Consider the following 20,419-nt stretch of genomic DNA (forward strand, 5'->3'; position numbering starts at 1 on the left):
TCATTTTTAAGAAATTCCTCCAGAATAGCGTTCGACTATCTTCCACTTCCCATTTATCTTTTCTATTTTAATATTGTCGTTCCAAGCACATAAATCTCCACAAAAAAAGGTGTAATGTAAATAACCAACAGTGTAATTCCAATTAAATATAATTCTTGAAACGCCCAAGTAACCATACTCATTTTTTTTGGGGTTAAAGTCTTTTATGTTTTGAGGATTAATGTATTCAAAGGCAATTTTTTCATTCGAGAAATTGTAATCTAAGTTTCGCTCTTTTATCTTTCCTTTTTTCAAGTCGTAAAATAAACGTTCTTCTTTCTCAAATTTTTCTAATTCATTTTCAAACCTCTCTTTATTTTCCTTTATTTTCTCTTTAGAATAACTAATTCCATTTGCTCCAGTATCATATCCATTAGGTTTAACAGAATTAGCTGTATTTGTATCCAGTTTAGAAAAAATATAAAGTTTTAATTGTTTATCCTCCCAATTATTAAGTTTTACTATTTCATCGAATTTTATCATTTCAAGGATAAGATCATTAATAGCTATATTCTCATTCTCAATATATTTTTCGCTTTCATAATTCTGACAGCTAAAAAGACAAATAGTGCTAAAAAGTATAAGTAAATTCTTTTTCATATTTATTCAATTAAGTATTGAAACTAATCATTATCAAAATTCCGAATATCCACAATATCCCCATTTTGTAGTTTGTTTTGGGTGTCTATGGTAAAAATGGTTTCAGCAACGTACTCAGGAGTGTACAACTGGTCGTTTTCTTTTAAATCGATAAAACGTTGTACGTTTTTAAAATCTTTTTCATTGGTACTTCTAATATCAGTTTGCATATTGGTATCTACCACACCAGGGTAAATAGCATTACACTTTACACCATGTTCAAGCTCGTTTTGTTCCGCAGCAATGGTTTTGGTCATCATATCAATCGCAGCTTTAGACGTACAGTAAATACTCCAACCTTCATAAGGTTTTACGGCTGCTCCAGATGAAATACTAATAATCTGCTTTTTACACATCAACTGTTGTGTCGCTTCAATAAACAAACTGGATAAAATAAGTGGAGTAGTGGTATTCAAATGAATGCTTTTGGCAATATCTTCCGAAGGAATGTTTTCTAGGTTCGCTATGGTACCGAGTCTTCCGGCATTATTCATCAAGGTAATCGATGAAACTTCCAATTTCTGAATTTCGTCTAATAACATTTTAAATGTGTTATGCGTGGCTTTGGTATCAGATAAATCTACAGAAAGCTGTACCACATTTTCCAAATCGACAATGCTTCTGGATAGTGAGTATACTCTGTAATTTTCTTGTGCATATTTTTCGGCTAAGGCTTTACCGATTCCTTTACTTCCTCCGGTGATGATGATAATGTTCATAGAGTAAAAATAAGGAAATATTAGTAGTTGTACTCTAAATTGTGAGATTTCTCCCTTCGGTCGCAATGACGAGTAACGTTATAGCGAGGAGTGATAACGACGTGGCTATCTTTTAGTGGATACAAAGATTGCTTCGTTCTCACTCGCAATGACGGTTGGGTTGTTAGTTGTCCTTTCGAAGGAGGTACAACTGCGAAATCTTATAGTTGATTGTTTGTGACTCCAAAGAGTACTTGGAACTTCATTGGCTGAGATTCCTCTCTCGCGTTCGGAATGACAGGAAATATCATAGTAGGGAGGTCATTGAACCTAAACTTAACTCGAAACGAGCTAAAGTACTATTAAACTTGATATGTATAGTGGAAAAGCCTTTTCGTGCATAGTGGAAAAGACATTTAGTGCCTAATAGAAGTGGTATTTAGTGCCTACTAAAAATGTTTTTATTCCCAATTATGATTATTTGAAGAATTCTTTCGAATTTTTTCAATTATGACTATTTGAAAAATTCCTTAGAATTTTCCCAATGGACATCCATTTCAGCAAGGGGCATGTCAGAAAGTTGTTTACCCTCTTTTTTGGCAGCTTCTTCTAAAAACTGAAAGCGATTGATGAATTTTTTATTGGTTTTTTCCAGTGCATTTTCAGGGTTTACCCCAATAAAACGAGCGTAGTTAATCATGGAGAACAACACGTCTCCAAACTCTTTTTCTATTTTCTCTTGATTGTTGCTTTTGATTTCGTCGTTCAACTCAGAAAGCTCTTCTTGAACCTTTTCCCACACTTGATGTGGTTCTTCCCAATCAAAACCAACACCTGCAACCTTATCTTGAATACGATTGGCTTTTACTACTGCAGGTAAACTTTTAGGAACGCCTTCTAAAACGGATTTATTCCCTTCTTTTAGTTTGAGTTTTTCCCAGTTTTTCTTAACATCTTCTTCGTTTTCAACAACCACATCACCATAAATATGTGGATGACGGTCGATAAGTTTGTCTGAGATGGCGTTGGCAACATCAGCAATATCGAAAGCTTGTTTTTCGCTACCTATTTTAGCATAAAAGACGATGTGCAAAAGCACATCGCCTAATTCTTTTTTTATTTCTTGTAAATCGTTGTCTAAAATAGCATCTGCTAATTCGTAAGTTTCTTCAATAGTTAAATGACGCAGACTTTGTAAGGTTTGTTTTTTATCCCATGGGCACTTCTCACGAAGATCGTCCATGATGTCTAACAAACGATTAAAGGCTGCTAACTGTTGCTTACGAGTATTCACGATTTAAGCTTCTTCTGTAGTTGTTTCTTCAGCTTCAGTTAACGTACTAAAATCAAATTCAGCTTTTGCTAAAATGTTGTACCACTGAATTACTTTTTTAATGTTTGAAGCGTATACACGTTCTTCATCAAACCCAGGTAAAACTTCTCCGAAGTACTCCGTTAATTTATTAGCACTTTCTTTGTGAGAAATTGCATCTTTACCATCTTCTTTATCAGCAATATTTTTAAATACTTGCGCTAAAGGCACTTCTTCTTCGTACGTATAAATAGCAATGTTTTCTAATAAGCTTACGTTATGAGTTGCAGTAATAGGAAAACGTTTACCGTCAACAATAGATTTTACGATAACTCCTGTTTTAGTTTGTGATAAAATCTCATACAAACCTGGCTTACCTGTTACAGCTATAATTTTGTTAAATTCCATGTCTTAATGTTTTTAGTGTATAACTATTATCTCTTAGCATTAGGAAAACGCATGCGATATCCAGCGTTTACTTTCCCCTTAGAAATATTGTCTAATTTCTTTTTAATTAATCGTTTCTTTAGTGAAGAAAGTTTGTCGGTAAACAAAACTCCTTCAATATGATCGTATTCATGTTGAAAAACACGTGCAGGTAATCCGCTTAACGTTTCTGTGTGTTTTTCAAAATTTTCATCTTGGTATTCAATAGTAACTTTTTCTTGGCGAAAAACATCTTCATTAACAGTAGGTATACTTAAACACCCTTCGTTAAAAGCCCATTCCTCACCTTCTTCTTTAATGATTTTAGCATTGATAAATACGCGATTAAAGTTTTTGAAAACTTCTTTTTCCTCTTCACTTAAATCGTCATCTTCTGCAAAAGGAGAGGCATCAATAACAAACAAACGGATGTCTTTTCCTATTTGAGGAGCTGCTAAACCAAGTCCGTTAGCATTGTACATAGTTTCTCTCATATCGGCAATTAATTTGTCTAACTGCGGATAGTCTTTATCGATTTCTTTTCCTACTTTACGTAAAACGGGATCTCCGTATGCTACAATGGGTAAAATCATTTACTTTTTAATTTTTAGGAACGCAAAAATACAAAGAATGCTTTGGGTAGAAAATTATTTGTTATATAAATACGACTGTAAGATGATTGTCGCACTTATTTCGTCTACCAAAGCTTTGTTTTGACGTTGTTTTTTCTTCAAACCGCTATCAATCATAGTTTGAAAAGCCATTTTAGAGGTAAAACGCTCATCTACACGTTTTATAGGTATAGAAGGAATAGCTTTTTCAAGTTTTTCGAGAAAAGGAAGAATAAGAACTTCACTTTCACTATCAGAATTATCCATCTGCTTTGGTTTTCCTACTAAAAAAAGTTCAACATTTTCTTTTTGTGTGTAATCTTTTAAAAACGGAATAAGTTTAGAGGTATCCACAGTTGTTAATCCTGAGGCAATAATTTGAAGCTCATCGGTTACCGCAATTCCTGTTCTTTTTTTTCCAAAATCTATGGCTACTATTCTGCCCATTCTATAAGTTTTTGCAAAGGTAGCTAAATTAAACAAGGAAGAAATATCTGTTTAAAAAATGTATCTTCGCAGTATATTATGGAAAGCAATTTTATTTTTGCTGAAAATATTTTAGAAAAATGACAGAATTACAATCAATTATAGAAAAAGCGTGGGATAACCGCGAGTTATTACAAGAAGAAACTACGATTAATGCTATTAGAAAAGTAGTAGATTTATTAGATGCAGGAGATTTACGTGTTGCTGAACCAACGGATAATGGATGGCAGGTAAACGAATGGGTAAAGAAAGCTGTAGTGTTATATTTCCCAATTCAAAAAATGGAAACGTTAGAGGCAGGTATTTTTGAGTATCACGATAAAATTCCATTAAAAAGAGGTTATGAAGCAAAAGGAATTCGTGTAGTACCAAATGCAGTAGCTCGTCACGGAGCCTATATTTCAGCAGGAACTATTTTAATGCCTAGTTATGTGAATATAGGAGCGTATGTTGATGAAGGAACTATGGTAGATACTTGGGCAACTGTAGGTTCTTGTGCACAAATTGGTAAAAACGTACACTTATCTGGTGGAGTAGGAATTGGAGGGGTTTTAGAGCCTTTACAAGCAGCACCAGTAATTATTGAAGACGGAGCTTTTATCGGTTCTCGTTGTATTGTTGTTGAGGGAGTTAGAGTAGAGAAGGAGGCTGTTTTAGGTGCGAATGTAGTATTAACAATGAGTACTAAAATTATTGATGTAACAGGTGATGAACCAGTTGAAATGAAAGGAGTAGTACCAGCACGTTCTGTAGTAATTCCTGGAAGTTACACAAAGAAGTTTGCTGCAGGTGAATATCAAGTTCCTTGTGCTTTAATTATTGGTAAACGTAAAGAGAGTACAAATAAAAAGACTTCGTTAAATGATGCTCTTAGAGAGTATGATGTGGCGGTTTAAGAAAACATAAATAGTATAAAAAAGGGAAGGTTTTAAATCTTCCCTTTTTTATTGTTTTCATATAATTTTCTAAGTTTTGCATATTTCATATAAGAAAAAAAGGCTTGCATCATAGAAAATGTTATTCCGTCTAATCCGTGAAAAATACCTTTTTTAAGGATATAGCAGCGTAAAAAAGACCACAGTCCATGCCCTATAGGGGTAAAGAAGTTTACTTTTTTGTTTTGTTCAAAATATTCTTCCGATTGCCAAGTAGTATATAAGTTATATTTTCCTATAATTTGATGAAAATCCTTCCAACCATAGTGCAATAAATGAAGTTTGGTTGTTTTTAAATTGGTGGCTTGTATGCTTTGATGAACTTTGGTGGTTGCAGGTTTAGCAGTTTGTTTGTTAAAAAACCTACAAGTGTACGATGGGTACCATCCGGCAAAATCAATAGGTTGATCTTTTAAAAAGTTTTTACGTCTAAAATTATAAGCATCGTAAGGTTCATTTAAATACTTTCCGCTCTTAATAAATTCAAAGCTATCTTCATCAAGGCGTTCATCAGCATCTAAGTTTAGAATCCAATCATTCTTACAAAATTGAAGCCCATGTACTCTTTGAGGTCCATCTCCTAAAAACTTTTGTAAATAAACTTTAGCTCCCATAGACTCTGCTATTTCAACAGTTTTATCAGAACTAAAAGAATCAATTATAATTACTTCATCACATACGCTGTTTAAAGAAATAATACAATCTTTAATGTTTGCTTCTTCATTAAAAGTAATTACGAGACCACTTATATTCATGTGTAAATATTATTGTAGATTTGTGCGGTCAAAAATACAATTATTAAATGATTCCAAAAATTATACATTTCTGTTGGTATGGAAAAGGGGAGTACAATGAAACAATAAAAAAATGTATTGCTTCATGGGAGGAAAAACTACCTGATTATACCATAAAGAAGTGGGATGAAACCAATACACCTTTTGATAAACTGCCGTTTTTAAGGTTGCTTTATAAACAAAAAAAATGGTCTTTTATTACTGATTATGTTCGTTTGTATGCTTTGTATAAAGAAGGGGGGATTTATTTGGATACCGATATAGAAATCTTAAAAAGATTTGATGAGTTACACACAGAAGAAGCTTTTACAGGGTTTCAAACGGATATGGAATCTTCACCATTTCCTGTAGCGGCTGGTATTATTGGAGCAAAAAAAGGAGATAATTTTATTTTAGATTGTATAAAAGAGACTGAAAAAAAACAACGACTTAAGTTTAATGGGATGGGTGGCCCTCCTATTTTAACTAAAGTACTTTTAGGTTATGGGTTGGCAGAATATAAGACCCAAACTATAAATAAAGTATTAGTTTTAGATAAGAGGTATTTTTATCCATTTTACATTACAGAAAAGTTTACTCAAGATTGTATTGATGAAGAAACTATTTGTATTCATTGGTGGCAGGATTCATGGGGGAATAAGAAAAAAGGGATAAAATATATTCTTGATAGTCTAGGTAGAAAGCTACAAAAAACTCCATTAATTATAAAAAATAAAATAAGCTTTAACATTAATAAAGAAAGATTTTATTTTATTAACAATAAGCTTTAAAATAAAAGAGTAAATATGAAAATACTAATTTGGAATGATTTTCCGTTAAAAGCTAGGCAAGGAGGACCGTCTACTTATCTCTTTAATTTAAAAAAGTCAGTTGAATCCAATAAAATTCAAAATATTACTTTTTTAAATAACAAAGACCCCAGAATTAAAAAAGTTAGAACTACTAAGTTTACTTATTTTTATAAAAATGTCTTTCGTAAAAACATTTTTAAGTTTTTTTTTGGTAATAACTTTGAAGCCAATAGAAAAATAAAGAAAACAATAAAATTTCATACTACTCCTATTGAATTACCTGAAGGGATTAGGTTAAATGAGTATAGTCACATACATTTTCATACTACATATTCTTATTATAAAGCAAAAGAAATTCTTAAGGATTTTAAAGGAAAGGTATTATTAACTTCTCACTCGCCCAAAGCTACTCATATTGAGATTATAGAAGACTTACTGTATGGTTTTTCTTTAAAAGAGGATGAGAGAGAAGTGTTAAGAAAGATTGATGAATTTGCTTTTTCCAATACCGATTATGTAATTTTTCCATGTATTGAAGCTCAAGAACCTTATTTTAATTCTTGGAGTGATTATAAAAACATTCAAAGAAAAAATAAAGTAGTAGAATTTTTAACTTGTTGTTCAGAAGCAAATATAAAAAGAACAAAAGAAGACGTTTTTAGAGAGTATAATATCCCAAAAGGTTCTTTTGTAATAACTTATTTTGGAAGACATAATGAAGTAAAAGGTTTTGATGTTTTAAAAAGATTTGGAAAAGAGGTTTTAAAGAAGTATCCGAACATTTATTTTTTAATAGCGGGGACGGAAGAACCTTTAAGAGGATTAAAGCATGAAAGATGGATTGAAGTAGGGTGGACTAATGATCCTCATTCTATTGTATCTGCAGCGGATTTATATATTTTACCAAATAAAGAAACTTATTTTGATTTAGCTTTACTAGAAGTTTTGTCAATTGGAACCACAAGCTTGTTGAGTACAACTGGAGGGAATAAATATTTCAAAAGATTACCCGAAAGTGAAACAGGAGGTCTTTTTTATTACAACAATACTTTAGATGATATGCTAAAGACATTTGAATTTATATATGAGAATAAGTCTGAGATAAACAATCAGAATAAAGGAATTTTTAAAAAATATTTTGATAACAAAAACTTTGCAGTCAATTATTTAAGTATGATAGAAACTTTGAAATAATTAAAAATATGAACAAAAAGTACGATTACCTTATAGTAGGAGCTGGTTTATACGGAAGTACCTTTGCCTATGAAGCAGCTAAAAAAGGGAAAAAATGTTTAGTTATAGATAAGAGAACTCATAAAGGAGGTAATGTTTACTGTGAAGAAAATAAAGGAATAAATATTCATAAATATGGAGCACACATATTTCATACAAACGATAAAGAAATTTGGGATTATGTAAATCAATTTGCTGAATTTAATAACTATACAAACTCTCCTGTAAGTATATCAAAAGGAAAACTATACAATTTGCCCTTTAATATGAATACATTTAATCAACTATGGGGGGTTATAACACCTAAAGAGGCTAAAAGTATAATAAATGAGCAGATTGAAAAATATGGAGTAAAGAAACCCAAAAACTTAGAAGAACAGGCTTTATCTTTAATAGGAAAAGATGTATATGAAACTTTGATAAAAGAATATACAGAAAAACAATGGGGAAGAAAAGCGACTGAACTTCCTGCGTTTATTATAAAGAGGTTACCGGTGCGTTATACTTACGATAATAATTATTTTAAAGATAGGTATCAAGGAATACCTATTGGAGGTTATAATGTTATAATAGAAGCACTTCTTAAAGATATAGAAGTTAAGCTAAATGTAGATTTTTTTAAAGAAAGGGAGAAGTTTGAGCAATTAGCTACTAAAATTGTATTTACAGGAAAGATTGATGAGTATTTTAATTATGAATTTGGAGAGTTAGAGTATAGGTCATTACGTTTTGAACATGAAGAATTAGAAGAAGATAATTATCAAGGAAATGCTGTAGTTAATTACAATGACCTTGATTATAAGTTTACTCGTATAATAGAACATAAACATTTTGAGTTTGGAACTCAAAAGAACACAATTATAACAAGAGAATACCCAGAAAATTGGAATAGAGAAAAGGAAGCATATTATCCAGTAAATGATGAAGCAAATTCAGCATTGTATAAGAAGTATAAAAAACTTTCTGAGTCAAAGAATAATGTGATCTTTGGAGGTAGATTAGCAGAGTATAAATACTATGATATGCATCAAGTAATAGCAGCATCGTTAAAAAGGGTAAAGAAAGAGTTTTTATAGAAGTGATTGAAATTGTTATAAATGCGATTTCCTTTTTAAAAAAGGAAGGTTCTATACTTTATCCAACTGATACAGTTTGGGGATTGGGTTGTGATGCAACTAACCAAGAAGCTGTTAAGAAAATCTATCAATTAAAAAATAGAGAAGAATCGAAGAGTCTAATTATTTTGGTAGACTCTATTGAAATGTTGCAAAATCATGTAGGTAATATTCCTGAAAAAGCTTTGGAAATTTTAAAGACATCAGTAAAACCTACTACTATTATTTACAATAACCCAAAAGGATTAGCAGCTAACACTATTGCTGTAGACAATACAATTGCTATTCGTATTCCAAAGGATGAGTTTTGTATTCAGCTAATTAAAGAGTTTGGAAAACCTATTGTTTCTACTTCTGCAAACGTAAGTGGAGAGCCCACTCCAAAATCATTTTCAGAAATAAGCGAAGCAATTTTAAAGAATGTAGATTATGTGGTAGATTTGCATCAAGAGAAAATAGCAAAAAAATCTTCAACGATTTTAAAAATTGAAGGAGACGATGTTATTGTGATTAGAGAATAATTTGTATGCAAAAACAATATTTTAAGGAAGCAATTTCTGCAGAAATATTTCAATATATATCCCAAGCCGCTATAGAACTACAACTAGAGAGTTATGTAATTGGTGGCTTTGTACGTGACTTTATCTTACAACGTGGTACAGCCAAAGATGTTGATGTGGTTGCAGTTGGAAGTGGAATAGATTTAGCACAAAAAGTAGCTGAATTACTACCCAATAAACCAAAGGTTCAAGTATTTAAGACTTACGGAACAGCTATGTTGCGTTTTCAAGATATTGAAATAGAATTTGTTGGGGCTAGAAAAGAATCATATTCGGAAGAAAGTAGAAACCCTAAAGTTTCTGAAGGAACCTTAGAAGACGATCAAAATAGGAGAGATTTTACAATTAATGCTTTAGCATTAAGTTTAAATGAAGATGATTTCGGATTGTTACTTGATCCTTTCGGAGGAATGGCTGATTTGGAAGCTAAAATAATTAAAACTCCCTTAGATCCAGATATTACCTATTCTGACGATCCACTACGTATGATGCGTGCCATTCGTTTTGCTGCCCAATTGAACTTTGAAATAAAAGAACGATCATTAAATGCAATAACAAAAAATGCTTCGAGAATTGATATTATTACTCGTGAGCGTATTGTAGTTGAACTGAATAAAATACTGGAAGCTCCAGTGCCATCAACTGGATTCTTGTTACTTGAAAAAACAGGCTTATTAGATCGAATTATTCCTGAATTAACTGCTTTAAAAGGGGTAGAAGAGGTAGAGGGACAAAAGCACAAAGATAATTTTTACCACACCTTAGAAGTAGTTGATAATATTGCTGAGAATACGGAGGATGTTTGGCTTCGTTGGGCAGCATTGTTGCACGACATAGGTAAAGCGCCAACGAAACGTTATCACAAAAAAATAGGTTGGACGTTCCACTCTCATGAATTTGTGGGATCGAAGATGGTATACAAGTTATTTAAACGTTTAAAAATGCCATTGAACAATAAGATGAAATTTGTTCAAAAGATGGTGATGTTGAGCTCTCGTCCGATTGTTTTAGCGAGTGAAGTGACAGACTCTGCTGTACGTCGTTTAATTTTCGATGCAGGAGATGATGTAGAGTCTTTAATGACCTTATGCGAAGCAGATATTACAACGAAAAACCCAAAGAAATTTAAACGTTATCACAAGAATTTTGAGATTGTTCGTCAAAAAATTAAAGAAGTTGAAGAACGTGATAGAGTGCGTAACTTTCAACCTCCAATTACTGGAGAAGAAATAATGGAAGCTTTCAATTTGCAGCCTTGTAGAGAAATAGGTCAGATAAAAGAAGCGATTAAAGAAGCCATTTTAGATGGCAAAATACCTAATGAACACGAGGCTTCTTACCAGTTTATGTTGGAAAAAGGAGTACAGTTAGGATTAAAAACAAATCAATAAAAAAAGAGAAGCATTAGCTTCTCTTTTTTTATTATCCTAAAGACTGCATTTCTACAAGTTTTTTATATGTTCCGCTTTTAGATATTAATTCTTCATGAGTTCCCTGTTCTACAATTTTACCTTTTTTCATTACTACAATCATATCTGCTTTTTGAATGGTAGATAAACGATGTGCAATTACAACTGAAGTTCTATTTTGCATCATTTTTTCTAAAGCATCTTGTACTAATTTTTCTGATTCTGTATCTAAAGCCGATGTTGCTTCATCTAAAATCATGATCGGAGGATTTTTAAGTACAGCACGCGCAATACTTAAACGTTGCTTTTGCCCTCCAGACAATTTATTTCCACTATCTCCAATATTGGTGTCATAACCATTTGGTAAATCTTTAATAAACTCGTGTGCATTGGCTATTTTAGCAGCTTCAATAATTTCTTCGTTGCTTTTACCTTCAACTCCTAAAGTAATGTTGTTTTTTACAGTATCGTTAAATAAAATAGAGTCTTGTGTAACTAGGCCCTCTAGTTGTCTTAATGACTGTTTTTTAAGGTTTCTTATATCTATTCCATCAAGTAGAATGGTACCTTTATTTACATCATAAAAACGAGTTAATAAATTAGCAATGGTTGATTTACCACTTCCTGATTGCCCTACTAAAGCAATCATTTTTCCTTTAGGAATAGTTAAGGAGAAATCTTTTAAAACATATTCATTTTCGTATTTAAAAGAAATGTTTTCTATTACAATTTTAGTATCAAAAGTCTTCTTATCAACAGCATTATGAATATCTTTTAAAGGATTGCTAGTTTCTAAAACTTCTAAGATACGTTCAGCAGCAGCGTTTCCTTTTTTAACTCCGTAGCTAGCTTTAGAAATAGCTTTAGCAGGTGTTAAAATATTATAAGCTAACCCCATATAAGCAATGAAGTCTTCTCCTTGTAACGTACCTTCTTCTAAAACTAATATACCTCCATACCAAAGTAATACAGCGATAACACCAATTCCTAAAAACTCACTAGCTGGACTTGCTAAATTTGTTCTATTAAGTAGAGTATTAGAAAAATGGTAAAAACGATTGGTTGATTTTTCAAATTTCTGTTGAAATTCTTTTTCAGCAGTGAAGCCTTTAATTACTTTTAATCCTCCTAAAGTTTCTTCTAAAAGCGATAAGAAATATCCCTGTTCTTTTTGTACACTATCTGATTTTCGCTTTAAGCTTTTACCAATTAGAGAAATAACATATCCGGAAATAGGAATAAAAACAAACACAAAAAGAGTAAGTTTAAAGCTAATAGCTATCATTGCAGTAATGGTGAAAATAATAGTTAAAGGCTCTCTTACCAACATTTCCAAGATAGATAAAAATGAATGCTGGATTTCCAATACATCGGTCCCTATTCTAGCCATGGTGTCACCTTTTCTTTTTTCAGAAAAATAGGAGATAGGTAATTCTATAGTCTTTCTATATAAATCATTTCGAATATCTTTTAAAACACCATTTCTTAAAAAAGTAATGAAATACATAGCTAAGTAGTTAAAAATATTCTTAAAAAAGAACGTAGTTATAACTAAACCTACAACAACCATTAATGTTTTTGATTTATCGTCACCAGCAATTTCATATACATAATAAGAAACATTAGCCTTAAAATAGTCAATTATTTTTGTAATACTTTCAAAAACTGGTTTTTCAGTTACTTTAATAGTATTTGGTTTAAAAATAACCTCTAACATAGGCATTAATACCAAGAAAGAAAGTGTAGAAAAAAGAGCATATAAGATATTAAATAATACATTTAAATAGCCATACTTTTTATATGGAATAGCATATTTAATAATCTTTTTAAAGTAGTCCATTATAGGTTTAATTCTTTTATAATTCGTTGTATTTTGGTGTCTAGCTCTTCTTCTACAGCCTTAGCATTGGAAATATCATTTAATTTACTGTTAACGCTAAAGTAGAATTTAATCTTTGGTTCAGTACCACTTGGGCGAGCGGCAATTTTAGTTCCGTCTTGGGTTTGATAGATTAATACATTTGATTTAGGAATATCAATTACAGTTTCTTCACCAGTTAGTAAGTTTTTTCTTATTGAAGATTGATAATCATACAAATATTCAACTTTAGTACCATCTATTTCAGTTAATGGATTGTTGCGTAAATCAATCATCATTTGTTTGATTTGTTGCGCACCGTCCATTCCTTTTTTTACTAAAGAAATCAAATGTTCTTTGTATAAATGATGACGTGTGTATAAGTTTAATAATTCTTTATAAAAAGAACTATTATTAGCTTTTGCATTAGCTGCAATTTCACAAGCAAGTAGGGCAGAGGTAACTGCATCTTTATCGCGAACAAAATCACCTACCATATAGCCAAAACTCTCTTCGCCACCACCAATAAAATTAAGCTCTGGGTAATCTTTGATCATTTTAGCAATCCATTTGAAACCTGTTAAACCAACTTTAGTTTCAACTCCATAAGAATCGGCAATTTCATTGACCAAATTAGTAGAAACTATCGTAGAACCTACAAATTGCTTTCCGTTTAGTTTTCCTTGTTTTTTCCAATCGTTGATTAAGAAATCGGTCATCATACTCATGGTTTGATTTCCGTTTAACAAGGTCATGTTTCCTTCTATATCTCTTACTGCTATTCCAATTCTATCTGAATCTGGATCAGTTCCTAAAACAATATCGGCGTCAATTTTATTAGCCAAATCTACGGCCATTTTAAGAGCTGCTGGTTCTTCAGGATTTGGAGATTCAACCGTAGAAAAATCACCATCAGGAATGGCTTGTTCTTCAACAATATGAACCTGTGTATATCCCGCACGTTTTAAAACTTCAGGAATTAATTTGATTGAAGTTCCGTGTAACGAAGTAAATACAATTTTTAAATCTTCACGTCCTTTTATATCAAAAGTACCATTGGCTAAGGAAGCTTTCCAAAAAGCTTCATCTATTTCACTTCCTATAGAAGTAATTAATTCTTCTTTCGTATTGAAATTGATTTCAGAAAAAGCTAACGAATTTACTTCATTAATGATTTCTGTATCTTGTGGAGGTACTATTTGTCCGCCATCATTCCAATATACTTTATATCCGTTATATTCTGGTGGGTTATGAGAAGCTGTTAAAACAATTCCAGCATCACACCCTAAGTAATTTACAGCGAAAGACAATTCTGGGGTTGGACGCATATCTTCAAATAAAAATACTTGAATGTTATTTGCTGATAACACATTAGCAACCACCTTTGCTAACCATTCACTATCATGACGGCAATCATAACCGATAGCTACTTTTAACGCTTTATTAGGGTATGTTTTATGTAAGTAATTACTTAACCCTTGAGTAGCCTTTCCTAAGGTATATTTATTAATTCGGTTAGTACCTGCACCTACAACTCCACGCATTCCACCCGTTCCGAATTCTAGGTTTTTATAAAAGCGATCAGCTAAATCCTCAGCACTAGAGCTGATTAATTGCTGAATTTCTTGTTGTGTTTCTGAGTCGAATGTATCAGATAACCATTGTTTAGCGTTGTTTAAAATCTCTTTCATGTGTAAAATTTAAAAACATACAAAGATACGGGTTTAAAAGTTCAGTTTTTCTTTGATTGTATAATGTTTTTGTTGCGGATTACTCTTTATAATCAGCTCGCCTAAAAAGCCTGCTAAAAATAAAAGTGTACCTAAAACCATAGAGGTTAAGGCAATGTAAAACCAAGGGTTACTGGTAACAAGTATTGTTTTGGTACCTGTAGAGAGATGGTAAATTTTCATCGCTCCAATATAAAAGGCTGAAAGGAAACCAAAGATGAACATTAACGTTCCCCACAAGCCAAAAAAGTGCATAGGACGTTTTCCAAATTTAGATAAAAATGAAATGGTAATTAAGTCTAAAAATCCATTTACAAAGCGATCCATACCAAATTTTGTCTCTCCATATTTTCTAGCTTGATGCTGTACTATCTTTTCATCAATACGGTTGAATCCTTCATTTTTAGCTAGCACAGGAATGTATCTGTGCATTTCACCACTTACTTTTACAGCTTTCACTACTTCATTTTTATAAGCTTTTAGTCCGCAGTTAAAATCATGTAATTTTAACCCTGATGTTTTACGTGCTGCCCAATTGAATAGCTTAGATGGAATATTTTTAGTGACTACATTGTCATAGCGTTTTCTCTTCCATCCAGAAATTAAATCAAAATTATCTTCAGTGATTAAACGGTATAGTTCAGGAATTTCATCCGGACTGTCTTGTAAATCGGCATCCATGGTAATTACAACGCGCCCTTGTACTAAGCTAAAACCAGCGTCTAAGGCTTGGGATTTCCCATAATTCTTCTGGAATCGTAAGCCTTTTACTTCTTGGTGTTGTTGCGATAACTCATGTATTATTTTCCATGAATTATCAGTACTACCATCGTCAATAAAGATAAGTTCATATAAAAATTGATTGGATTGCATAACTTTTGCAATCCAATCATATAATTCTGGTAAAGATTCTTCTTCGTTAAGAAGTGGTATTACTACCGATATATCCATATATTTTATTCGATGTTAAAAAAAGGTAAAGTTACGAAGTATTACTTTTATGTAAAACTTTTACTACTTTAAACTATTTTTAATATTGATCTTCTTCTGTTTTTTTCATGATAGCACCGGCAATAGCAGATACTACAAAGCCAAGAAAAATATAAAATAAAAACCCTAAAGCGTCTCCAATAAGAGTTCCTTGAAACTTAGATTGCATAGTTAATTGAGTATCAACTTGCTCGTCTGTTAAACCGGCGTCTAGTAATTTTTGAGTTTGGAATTCGTTTAATTGGTTATAGAAATCTGGTTCAATAAGGCCAGTGAAAATATGACTATAGATAATACTTATTAAAGCGCCAATGGCAACAACACCTACACCTATTTTTAAAGCTTGCCCCCAAGTTAACAAAGAATTATTATCTTTTTTAAATTTTTTAATAGCTAAAATAGGAAGAGCAATAATACATGCAGCTAACACAATTATATTAATTATTCCTCCCACAGTATCGAAGGTCATACCCAAAGCGTAAATTATAAGGTTGGTTAAAACTATAGCTCCTCCGTAAATTAATCCATAGTTTAAAATGATGTTTTTGCTGTTTGTTTGATTTTCCATTGTGTGATTTTAGTTAGTGATACAAATATATTCTTTTTTAATGTTACGTTTATTTAATACTGGTAAAAGCAAAAAATAACAACAACAAACTATTAGTATTCAAAAACTTAGAAATGTTACAGTTTTTTTATTGAAATTTTGTTGTTTTTTACGAAAAAATGGTTGTAAATTTGCATCGGCAAGTCCTACACAACCAGCTCCCTTTGAATCCCCCAGGGCGGGAACGCAGCAAGGGTATTAGGTCGTAGCGGTGTGATGTAGGTAGCTTGCCTTTTTTTGTACCCTATAGTTTCGTTTATTCCTCCTCCTCTTCGTTTTTCATTTTCTTATCACTTCTAGGGTGATGATCTTCTACTACTTTTTTAAGAAAACTAGTATCTAAATGCACATAAATCTCTGTAGTTGTAATACTTTCATGTCCTAATAATTGTTGAATAACACGTAAATCAGCTCCATTCTTAAGTAAATAGGTGGCAAAAGAATGCCTTAATGTATGTGGACCAATACTTTTTTGAAGATTGATTTTTTGGGCTAACTCTTTTAGAATTATAAAAATCATTTGTCTAGTTAAACGTTTTCCTCTTCTATTTAAGAAAACAGTGTCTTCATCTTCTTTTTTTGGAGTAATTTGAGACCTGATTTCATTAATATAAAAACTAAGTCTATGAATTGTTGTAATGTGTATTGGAACAAAACGATATTTATTTCCTTTTCCTAGTATGCGTATATATCCTTCGTCGAAGAATAAATCGGATAATTGTAAATTAATCAATTCACTCACACGAAGACCACAACTATAAATAGTTTCAATAATAGTCTTGTTGCGTTCTCCTTGTGGATGACTTAAATCGATGGCAGCTATTAATTTATCTATATCTTCTTTTTCTAAAGTATCTGGTAATTTTTTAATAATGTTAGGGCTTTCTACTAAATCAGTAGGGTTGTCTTCTCGATAATCTTCAAATACCAAAAAATCAAAAAAGCTACGTAAACCTGAAATTAATCTAGCTTGACTACGAGCATTGATACTTTTACTAGTTTCATAGATGAATTGCTGAATAGTACCTGCAGCTATATAAATTGGGGAAGGAGAGTTTTCTAGATTATCTAAAAATAAAAATAGCTTATTTACATCCCTTTGATAGCTGTCTATAGAGTTTTTTGAAAGCCCTCTTTCGATTTTTAAAAAGTTAGTATAATCAGATATAGCTTGTTTCCAGTTCATTATAAAAAGAGGTGTTTTTTTTAGAAAAAGACATTGTTAAAAATAAAAATAAAATTATTTTTGCAGCACAAACTTAAAATTATAAATTTAAAAATTATGAAAAAATTATTATTAGTAATTGCTATGGTAGCTGCTAGTTTTACAGCTAATGCTCAAGAAGCTAATGGACAAACAGCAAAAGGGAAGTGGTTAGTAGAAGGTAACACAGGATTTGGAGCTGCTCACGGAGCTGCTACAGGATTTCAGTTATCATCTATTGATACACCAGCTGGGTCAGAAACTGTATGGGGAATTGGAGCTGAAGCAGGTTATTTCATTATGGATGATTTAGCAATTAAATTAGGATTAGGGTATAATGATAGAGGTAATGACGATGCTTTTTCTTACAAAATCGGAGCAAAATATTACATTTCTAGTATGATTCCAGTACAAATTGATTATTCAGGAGCTTCTTATGATACTTATGATGCATCATATTTAGGATTTCAAGCAGGTTATGCTATTTTCTTAGGAGATATGGTAAGTATAGAACCAGGTTTAAGATATAACTTAGGTTTAGGTGATACAGAAGATATTAACACATTCCAATTTAATGTAGGGTTTGCTTTACATTTCTAAATAAAACTTATAGAATATATTAATGAAAAGGGGGTAATTGTACTCCCTTTTTTTATGCTAAAAGAATATTTTTTTTAGTTAACTTTTTTGTTTTTAGTGCTTTAAGTAAGAGGGGCTATTTTAGCCTCTTTTTTATTAAAAAAAAGAGCAACTAGATTCTTAATTAAATGTATATTTGCCGGCTCAAAACAAAACTTATAAAACAAAAATTATGAAAAAATTTTTAGTAGTTGCTATGATGGCTTTCGGTTTAGCTGTTAATGCACAAGAAACAGAATTAAACGTTGGTGGTACTATCGGTTTACCTGTAGGTGACTCTGAAAATGCTAACGTTACTGGAGCAATTGAAGCTAATTATCTATTTAAAGTTGATGAGAAATTTAAGGTAGGTCCATCTGTGTCTTATTTACATTTTCAACAAGAAGGAGCTGATTATGCTTTTTTACCAGTAGCTGCTGCAGCTCGTTATAGCTTTGCTGATAAATTTTCAGTAGGAGCTGATTTAGGGTATGGTATTGGTGTAAGACCTTCAGGAAATACGGAAAGTGGTTTTTACTACAGACCAATGGTAGGTTACCAAGTAACTGAAAAAATTAATTTACATGTAGATTACACTGGTGTTTCTTTAGATGGAGGTACTGCTTCTACTGTAGGTATTGGAGGAACTTATTCTTTCTCTTTATAGTAATAAACTTTACAATAAGAAAAAAGGAAGCAAATTTGCTTCCTTTTTTTATGCTTAAAAGTTAAAAAGAGTATTTTTACTTTAGAAAATATTAAGAATGAAAAAAGTAATCATAATTAATGGGCCTAATTTGAATTTATTAGGGAAGCGTGAACCAACTATTTATGGAGCAAGCACTTTTGAGGACTATTTGAAAGAATTAAAAAATAAATATGTAGATATTCAGTTAGAATATTTTCAGTCGAATATTGAAGGAGAAATAATAGATAAACTGCATGAAGTTGGTTTTGATTATAATGGTATTATTCTAAATGCAGCAGCGTACACCCATACTTCTGTTGGTATTGGCGACGCTGTAAAAGGTATTGAAACACCTGTAGTTGAAGTACATATATCTAATATACATGCCAGAGAAGAGTTTCGTCATGTAAGTTATATAGCTCCGAATGCAAAAGGAGTTATTTTTGGTTTTGGCTTGAAAGGGTATGAATTAGCACTTCAAAGTTTGTTGTAAATACCAATAACGTATTCCTAACAATACAAATAAAGGAATCGTAGGGTAAGTATATAACTGTACTTTAGTTAACCATACAATTGGTATAATTATTAAAAAAAATAATAGAACTAGACAGTATTTGTAAATCCAAAGAGGCGGCTCATTTTTTAACAAGAAAAAAGCTATGATAAGATTTGGAGCAAACGCCCATAAAAAGTTAAAGTTATTTGGAGCTGTGGAGTGATTGGTAAAGAACCATAAGAACACAATTAACAATCCTAAAGTTCCTGTGGTGAAAAATAAAACAAAATCAAGCCATTTACTTCTTTTAGAGTTTTTAATGTCTTTATAAGTAATAAATAATCCCAGTAGAGAGAATAATAAAATAATTAAAAACGGACTAAGAGCATCACTTTTTGATTCTTTCTCTTTAAAATCGAGCAAAATATTAGTTTTTTGTACTAAGTTTTCTTCTTTTTCACCTTTAATTACCCTAGATGCTTTTAAAGCTTCAAAAACATAATCGGGCAGATATAAATATTCTAAAGGTGTTGCAATTTTATCTAATTTACTTCCCAATGCAATATTAATTCCTAAACTACCCCAAGTGTTCGGATTGATTTCTTTGTTCATTAATTGTCTTAGAGATTGTTTTTTAGTAACAAAATCATCCTTAAAAACTAAATTATCATTTGTGATTTTTTGAATTATATCACGAGGTCTAGTAGCGCAGTTATCAAAAAAAGGATCGTAAAAATAGCTTGCATTTTCAGGTAGAACATTTGTTTCTAAAAAATGAAAGAACTCATTTCTTTGTTGCTGTGTTAAATTTAAAATTTGCTCTTTAACCCAACGCTTGTCTTGTTGAGCACTTTTTAAGGATAAATGAAACGGATAACGAGCTAATTTATATTTCATATATCCTTTAGTAAAGTTTACATAAAAGTTAGGGTCGTCAAAATCAAAAATACCATAGTTGTAGAGTAAATCTAATTGTAAAACAGGATCTTTCACGCGAATAGCTGTGTGTCCAAATTTCTCATATAAAGCTTCTCCAGGGCCGGAAGTAATGATACTGATTTGAGAAAACTTAGATAAACCTAAAGTATTAACTCTTTGAGAAAAACCTAGGTTAATAACTACTAAACAAAGTAAAAGAAATACATGTTTTTTTATCATCATAAGGACCTGAGAGGGTTAT

The 20,419-nt window shown here is 31.6% G+C and carries 22 protein-coding genes and 1 other RNA gene; 10 read left to right on the forward strand and 13 right to left on the reverse strand.

Annotated features, from left to right (window positions below; translation table 11 throughout):
• Nucleotides 1–6 precede the first annotated feature (6 nt).
• The 6 genes from NH341_RS08965 to ruvX all read right to left on the reverse strand — a co-directional run bounded on the left by NH341_RS08965 (nt 7) and on the right by ruvX (nt 4,172).
• Complete coding sequence (locus NH341_RS08965) at nt 7–639, reverse strand: hypothetical protein (RefSeq protein ID WP_253056544.1); 633 nt, start codon at nt 637–639, stop codon at nt 7–9.
• 23 nt (nt 640–662) lie between these two features.
• Nucleotides 663–1,397, reverse strand: a complete 735-nt coding sequence (locus NH341_RS08970; RefSeq protein WP_073183934.1) for a (S)-benzoin forming benzil reductase — start codon at nt 1,395–1,397, stop codon at nt 663–665.
• A 493-nt stretch (nt 1,398–1,890) separates the two neighbouring features.
• Nucleotides 1,891–2,670 carry a nucleoside triphosphate pyrophosphohydrolase gene (gene mazG / locus NH341_RS08975; RefSeq protein ID WP_253056546.1) on the reverse strand — a complete coding sequence of 260 codons (780 nt, stop codon included), beginning with the start codon at nt 2,668–2,670 and terminating at the stop codon, nt 1,891–1,893.
• Nucleotides 2,671–2,673: 3 nt separating this feature from the next.
• Complete coding sequence (locus NH341_RS08980; protein WP_047788730.1) at nt 2,674–3,096, reverse strand: DUF5606 domain-containing protein; 423 nt, start codon at nt 3,094–3,096, stop codon at nt 2,674–2,676.
• Between the two features lie 26 nt (nt 3,097–3,122).
• Complete coding sequence (def, locus tag NH341_RS08985) at nt 3,123–3,707, reverse strand: peptide deformylase (RefSeq protein ID WP_073183938.1); 585 nt, start codon at nt 3,705–3,707, stop codon at nt 3,123–3,125.
• Between the two features lie 54 nt (nt 3,708–3,761).
• Nucleotides 3,762–4,172, reverse strand: a complete 411-nt coding sequence (ruvX, locus tag NH341_RS08990; RefSeq protein ID WP_159615000.1) for a Holliday junction resolvase RuvX — start codon at nt 4,170–4,172, stop codon at nt 3,762–3,764.
• A 119-nt stretch (nt 4,173–4,291) separates the two neighbouring features.
• On the opposite strand from ruvX, the gene NH341_RS08995 reads away from it, so the two are divergent.
• A complete protein-coding gene (locus NH341_RS08995) occupies nt 4,292–5,107 on the forward strand; it encodes a 2,3,4,5-tetrahydropyridine-2,6-dicarboxylate N-succinyltransferase (protein ID WP_159614998.1) in 816 nt (271 codons plus the stop codon).
• 32 nt (nt 5,108–5,139) lie between these two features.
• Here the strand turns inward: NH341_RS08995 and NH341_RS09000 are convergent, their stop codons facing one another.
• Complete coding sequence (locus tag NH341_RS09000; RefSeq protein WP_125344924.1) at nt 5,140–5,901, reverse strand: glycosyltransferase family 2 protein; 762 nt, start codon at nt 5,899–5,901, stop codon at nt 5,140–5,142.
• Between the two features lie 47 nt (nt 5,902–5,948).
• On the opposite strand from NH341_RS09000, the gene NH341_RS09005 reads away from it, so the two are divergent.
• Genes NH341_RS09005 through NH341_RS09025 form a run of 5 tightly spaced genes read left to right on the forward strand, consistent with a single transcriptional unit; the run spans nt 5,949 to nt 11,030 of the window.
• Entirely contained in the window at nt 5,949–6,710 is a 762-nt protein-coding gene (locus tag NH341_RS09005; protein ID WP_239179845.1) for a glycosyltransferase family 32 protein, read from the forward strand.
• 15 nt (nt 6,711–6,725) lie between these two features.
• On the forward strand, nt 6,726–7,925 hold the full coding sequence (locus tag NH341_RS09010) for a glycosyltransferase family 4 protein (protein ID WP_253056548.1): 1,200 nt from the start codon (nt 6,726–6,728) through the stop codon (nt 7,923–7,925).
• A gap of 8 nt (nt 7,926–7,933) precedes the next feature.
• On the forward strand, nt 7,934–9,040 hold the full coding sequence (gene glf / locus NH341_RS09015; RefSeq protein ID WP_253056550.1) for a UDP-galactopyranose mutase: 1,107 nt from the start codon (nt 7,934–7,936) through the stop codon (nt 9,038–9,040).
• Nucleotides 9,041–9,042: 2 nt separating this feature from the next.
• Nucleotides 9,043–9,600, forward strand: a complete 558-nt coding sequence (locus tag NH341_RS09020) for an L-threonylcarbamoyladenylate synthase (protein ID WP_253056552.1) — start codon at nt 9,043–9,045, stop codon at nt 9,598–9,600.
• Nucleotides 9,601–9,605: 5 nt separating this feature from the next.
• Complete coding sequence (locus NH341_RS09025) at nt 9,606–11,030, forward strand: CCA tRNA nucleotidyltransferase (RefSeq protein ID WP_253056554.1); 1,425 nt, start codon at nt 9,606–9,608, stop codon at nt 11,028–11,030.
• Nucleotides 11,031–11,061: 31 nt separating this feature from the next.
• Here NH341_RS09025 and NH341_RS09030 read toward each other — a convergent pair whose 3' ends face one another.
• The 4 genes from NH341_RS09030 to NH341_RS09045 form a co-directional block, all read right to left on the reverse strand.
• Nucleotides 11,062–12,888: an ABC transporter ATP-binding protein gene (locus tag NH341_RS09030; RefSeq protein WP_253056556.1), complete on the reverse strand. Its 1,827-nt coding sequence runs from the start codon at nt 12,886–12,888 to the stop codon at nt 11,062–11,064.
• Nucleotides 12,888–14,597: a phospho-sugar mutase gene (locus NH341_RS09035; RefSeq protein ID WP_253056558.1), complete on the reverse strand. Its 1,710-nt coding sequence runs from the start codon at nt 14,595–14,597 to the stop codon at nt 12,888–12,890. The genes NH341_RS09030 and NH341_RS09035 overlap by 1 nt, the downstream gene beginning before the upstream one ends.
• A gap of 33 nt (nt 14,598–14,630) precedes the next feature.
• Nucleotides 14,631–15,587 (reverse strand): glycosyltransferase family 2 protein, encoded by a 957-nt coding sequence (locus tag NH341_RS09040; RefSeq protein WP_047788740.1) that lies wholly within the window; start codon nt 15,585–15,587, stop codon nt 14,631–14,633.
• Nucleotides 15,588–15,666: 79 nt separating this feature from the next.
• Nucleotides 15,667–16,194, reverse strand: coding sequence for a DUF4199 domain-containing protein (locus NH341_RS09045; RefSeq protein WP_159614992.1), 528 nt, complete (start codon nt 16,192–16,194; stop codon nt 15,667–15,669).
• Between the two features lie 176 nt (nt 16,195–16,370).
• Here NH341_RS09045 and ffs point away from each other — a divergent pair.
• An RNA gene (gene ffs / locus NH341_RS09050) (signal recognition particle sRNA small type) lies at nt 16,371–16,469 on the forward strand.
• A gap of 20 nt (nt 16,470–16,489) precedes the next feature.
• Here the strand turns inward: ffs and NH341_RS09055 are convergent.
• Nucleotides 16,490–17,419: a site-specific tyrosine recombinase gene (locus tag NH341_RS09055; RefSeq protein ID WP_253056560.1), complete on the reverse strand. Its 930-nt coding sequence runs from the start codon at nt 17,417–17,419 to the stop codon at nt 16,490–16,492.
• Nucleotides 17,420–17,515: 96 nt separating this feature from the next.
• Between NH341_RS09055 and NH341_RS09060 the strand changes: the two genes are divergently transcribed.
• The 3 genes from NH341_RS09060 (at nt 17,516) to aroQ (ending at nt 19,236) form a co-directional block, all read left to right on the forward strand.
• Nucleotides 17,516–18,037: a hypothetical protein gene (locus tag NH341_RS09060; RefSeq protein ID WP_159614987.1), complete on the forward strand. Its 522-nt coding sequence runs from the start codon at nt 17,516–17,518 to the stop codon at nt 18,035–18,037.
• Nucleotides 18,038–18,248: 211 nt separating this feature from the next.
• Nucleotides 18,249–18,722, forward strand: coding sequence for an outer membrane beta-barrel protein (locus NH341_RS09065; protein ID WP_159614986.1), 474 nt, complete (start codon nt 18,249–18,251; stop codon nt 18,720–18,722).
• A gap of 97 nt (nt 18,723–18,819) precedes the next feature.
• A complete protein-coding gene (aroQ, locus tag NH341_RS09070) occupies nt 18,820–19,236 on the forward strand; it encodes a type II 3-dehydroquinate dehydratase (RefSeq protein WP_159614985.1) in 417 nt (138 codons plus the stop codon).
• Here aroQ and NH341_RS09075 read toward each other — a convergent pair.
• Entirely contained in the window at nt 19,213–20,400 is a 1,188-nt protein-coding gene (locus NH341_RS09075) for a DUF4105 domain-containing protein (RefSeq protein WP_253056562.1), read from the reverse strand. The genes aroQ and NH341_RS09075 overlap by 24 nt on opposite strands.
• Nucleotides 20,401–20,419: the final 19 nt, after the last annotated feature.

The sequence above is a fragment of the Tenacibaculum sp. XPcli2-G genome (genome assembly GCF_024124505.1).
Classification (GTDB): domain Bacteria; phylum Bacteroidota; class Bacteroidia; order Flavobacteriales; family Flavobacteriaceae; genus Polaribacter; species Polaribacter mesophilus.

Coding starts and splice junctions, on each gene's coding strand:
- NH341_RS09025 (WP_253056554.1), top strand. CDS start 9,606: ATGCAAAAACAATATTTTAAGGAAGCAATTTCTGCAGAAATATTTCAA.
- NH341_RS09030 (WP_253056556.1), bottom strand. CDS start 12,888: ATGGACTACTTTAAAAAGATTATTAAATATGCTATTCCATATAAAAAG.
- NH341_RS08965 (WP_253056544.1), bottom strand. CDS start 639: ATGAAAAAGAATTTACTTATACTTTTTAGCACTATTTGTCTTTTTAGC.
- aroQ (WP_159614985.1), top strand. CDS start 18,820: ATGAAAAAAGTAATCATAATTAATGGGCCTAATTTGAATTTATTAGGG.
- ruvX (WP_159615000.1), bottom strand. CDS start 4,172: ATGGGCAGAATAGTAGCCATAGATTTTGGAAAAAAAAGAACAGGAATT.
- NH341_RS08970 (WP_073183934.1), bottom strand. CDS start 1,397: ATGAACATTATCATCATCACCGGAGGAAGTAAAGGAATCGGTAAAGCC.
- NH341_RS09075 (WP_253056562.1), bottom strand. CDS start 20,400: ATGATGATAAAAAAACATGTATTTCTTTTACTTTGTTTAGTAGTTATT.
- glf (WP_253056550.1), top strand. CDS start 7,934: ATGAACAAAAAGTACGATTACCTTATAGTAGGAGCTGGTTTATACGGA.
- def (WP_073183938.1), bottom strand. CDS start 3,707: ATGATTTTACCCATTGTAGCATACGGAGATCCCGTTTTACGTAAAGTA.
- NH341_RS09055 (WP_253056560.1), bottom strand. CDS start 17,419: ATGAACTGGAAACAAGCTATATCTGATTATACTAACTTTTTAAAAATC.
- NH341_RS08980 (WP_047788730.1), bottom strand. CDS start 3,096: ATGGAATTTAACAAAATTATAGCTGTAACAGGTAAGCCAGGTTTGTAT.
- NH341_RS09005 (WP_239179845.1), top strand. CDS start 5,949: ATGATTCCAAAAATTATACATTTCTGTTGGTATGGAAAAGGGGAGTAC.
- NH341_RS09010 (WP_253056548.1), top strand. CDS start 6,726: ATGAAAATACTAATTTGGAATGATTTTCCGTTAAAAGCTAGGCAAGGA.
- NH341_RS09060 (WP_159614987.1), top strand. CDS start 17,516: ATGAAAAAATTATTATTAGTAATTGCTATGGTAGCTGCTAGTTTTACA.
- NH341_RS09000 (WP_125344924.1), bottom strand. CDS start 5,901: ATGAATATAAGTGGTCTCGTAATTACTTTTAATGAAGAAGCAAACATT.
- NH341_RS09035 (WP_253056558.1), bottom strand. CDS start 14,597: ATGAAAGAGATTTTAAACAACGCTAAACAATGGTTATCTGATACATTC.
- NH341_RS09040 (WP_047788740.1), bottom strand. CDS start 15,587: ATGGATATATCGGTAGTAATACCACTTCTTAACGAAGAAGAATCTTTA.
- NH341_RS09065 (WP_159614986.1), top strand. CDS start 18,249: ATGAAAAAATTTTTAGTAGTTGCTATGATGGCTTTCGGTTTAGCTGTT.
- NH341_RS09045 (WP_159614992.1), bottom strand. CDS start 16,194: ATGGAAAATCAAACAAACAGCAAAAACATCATTTTAAACTATGGATTA.
- NH341_RS08995 (WP_159614998.1), top strand. CDS start 4,292: ATGACAGAATTACAATCAATTATAGAAAAAGCGTGGGATAACCGCGAG.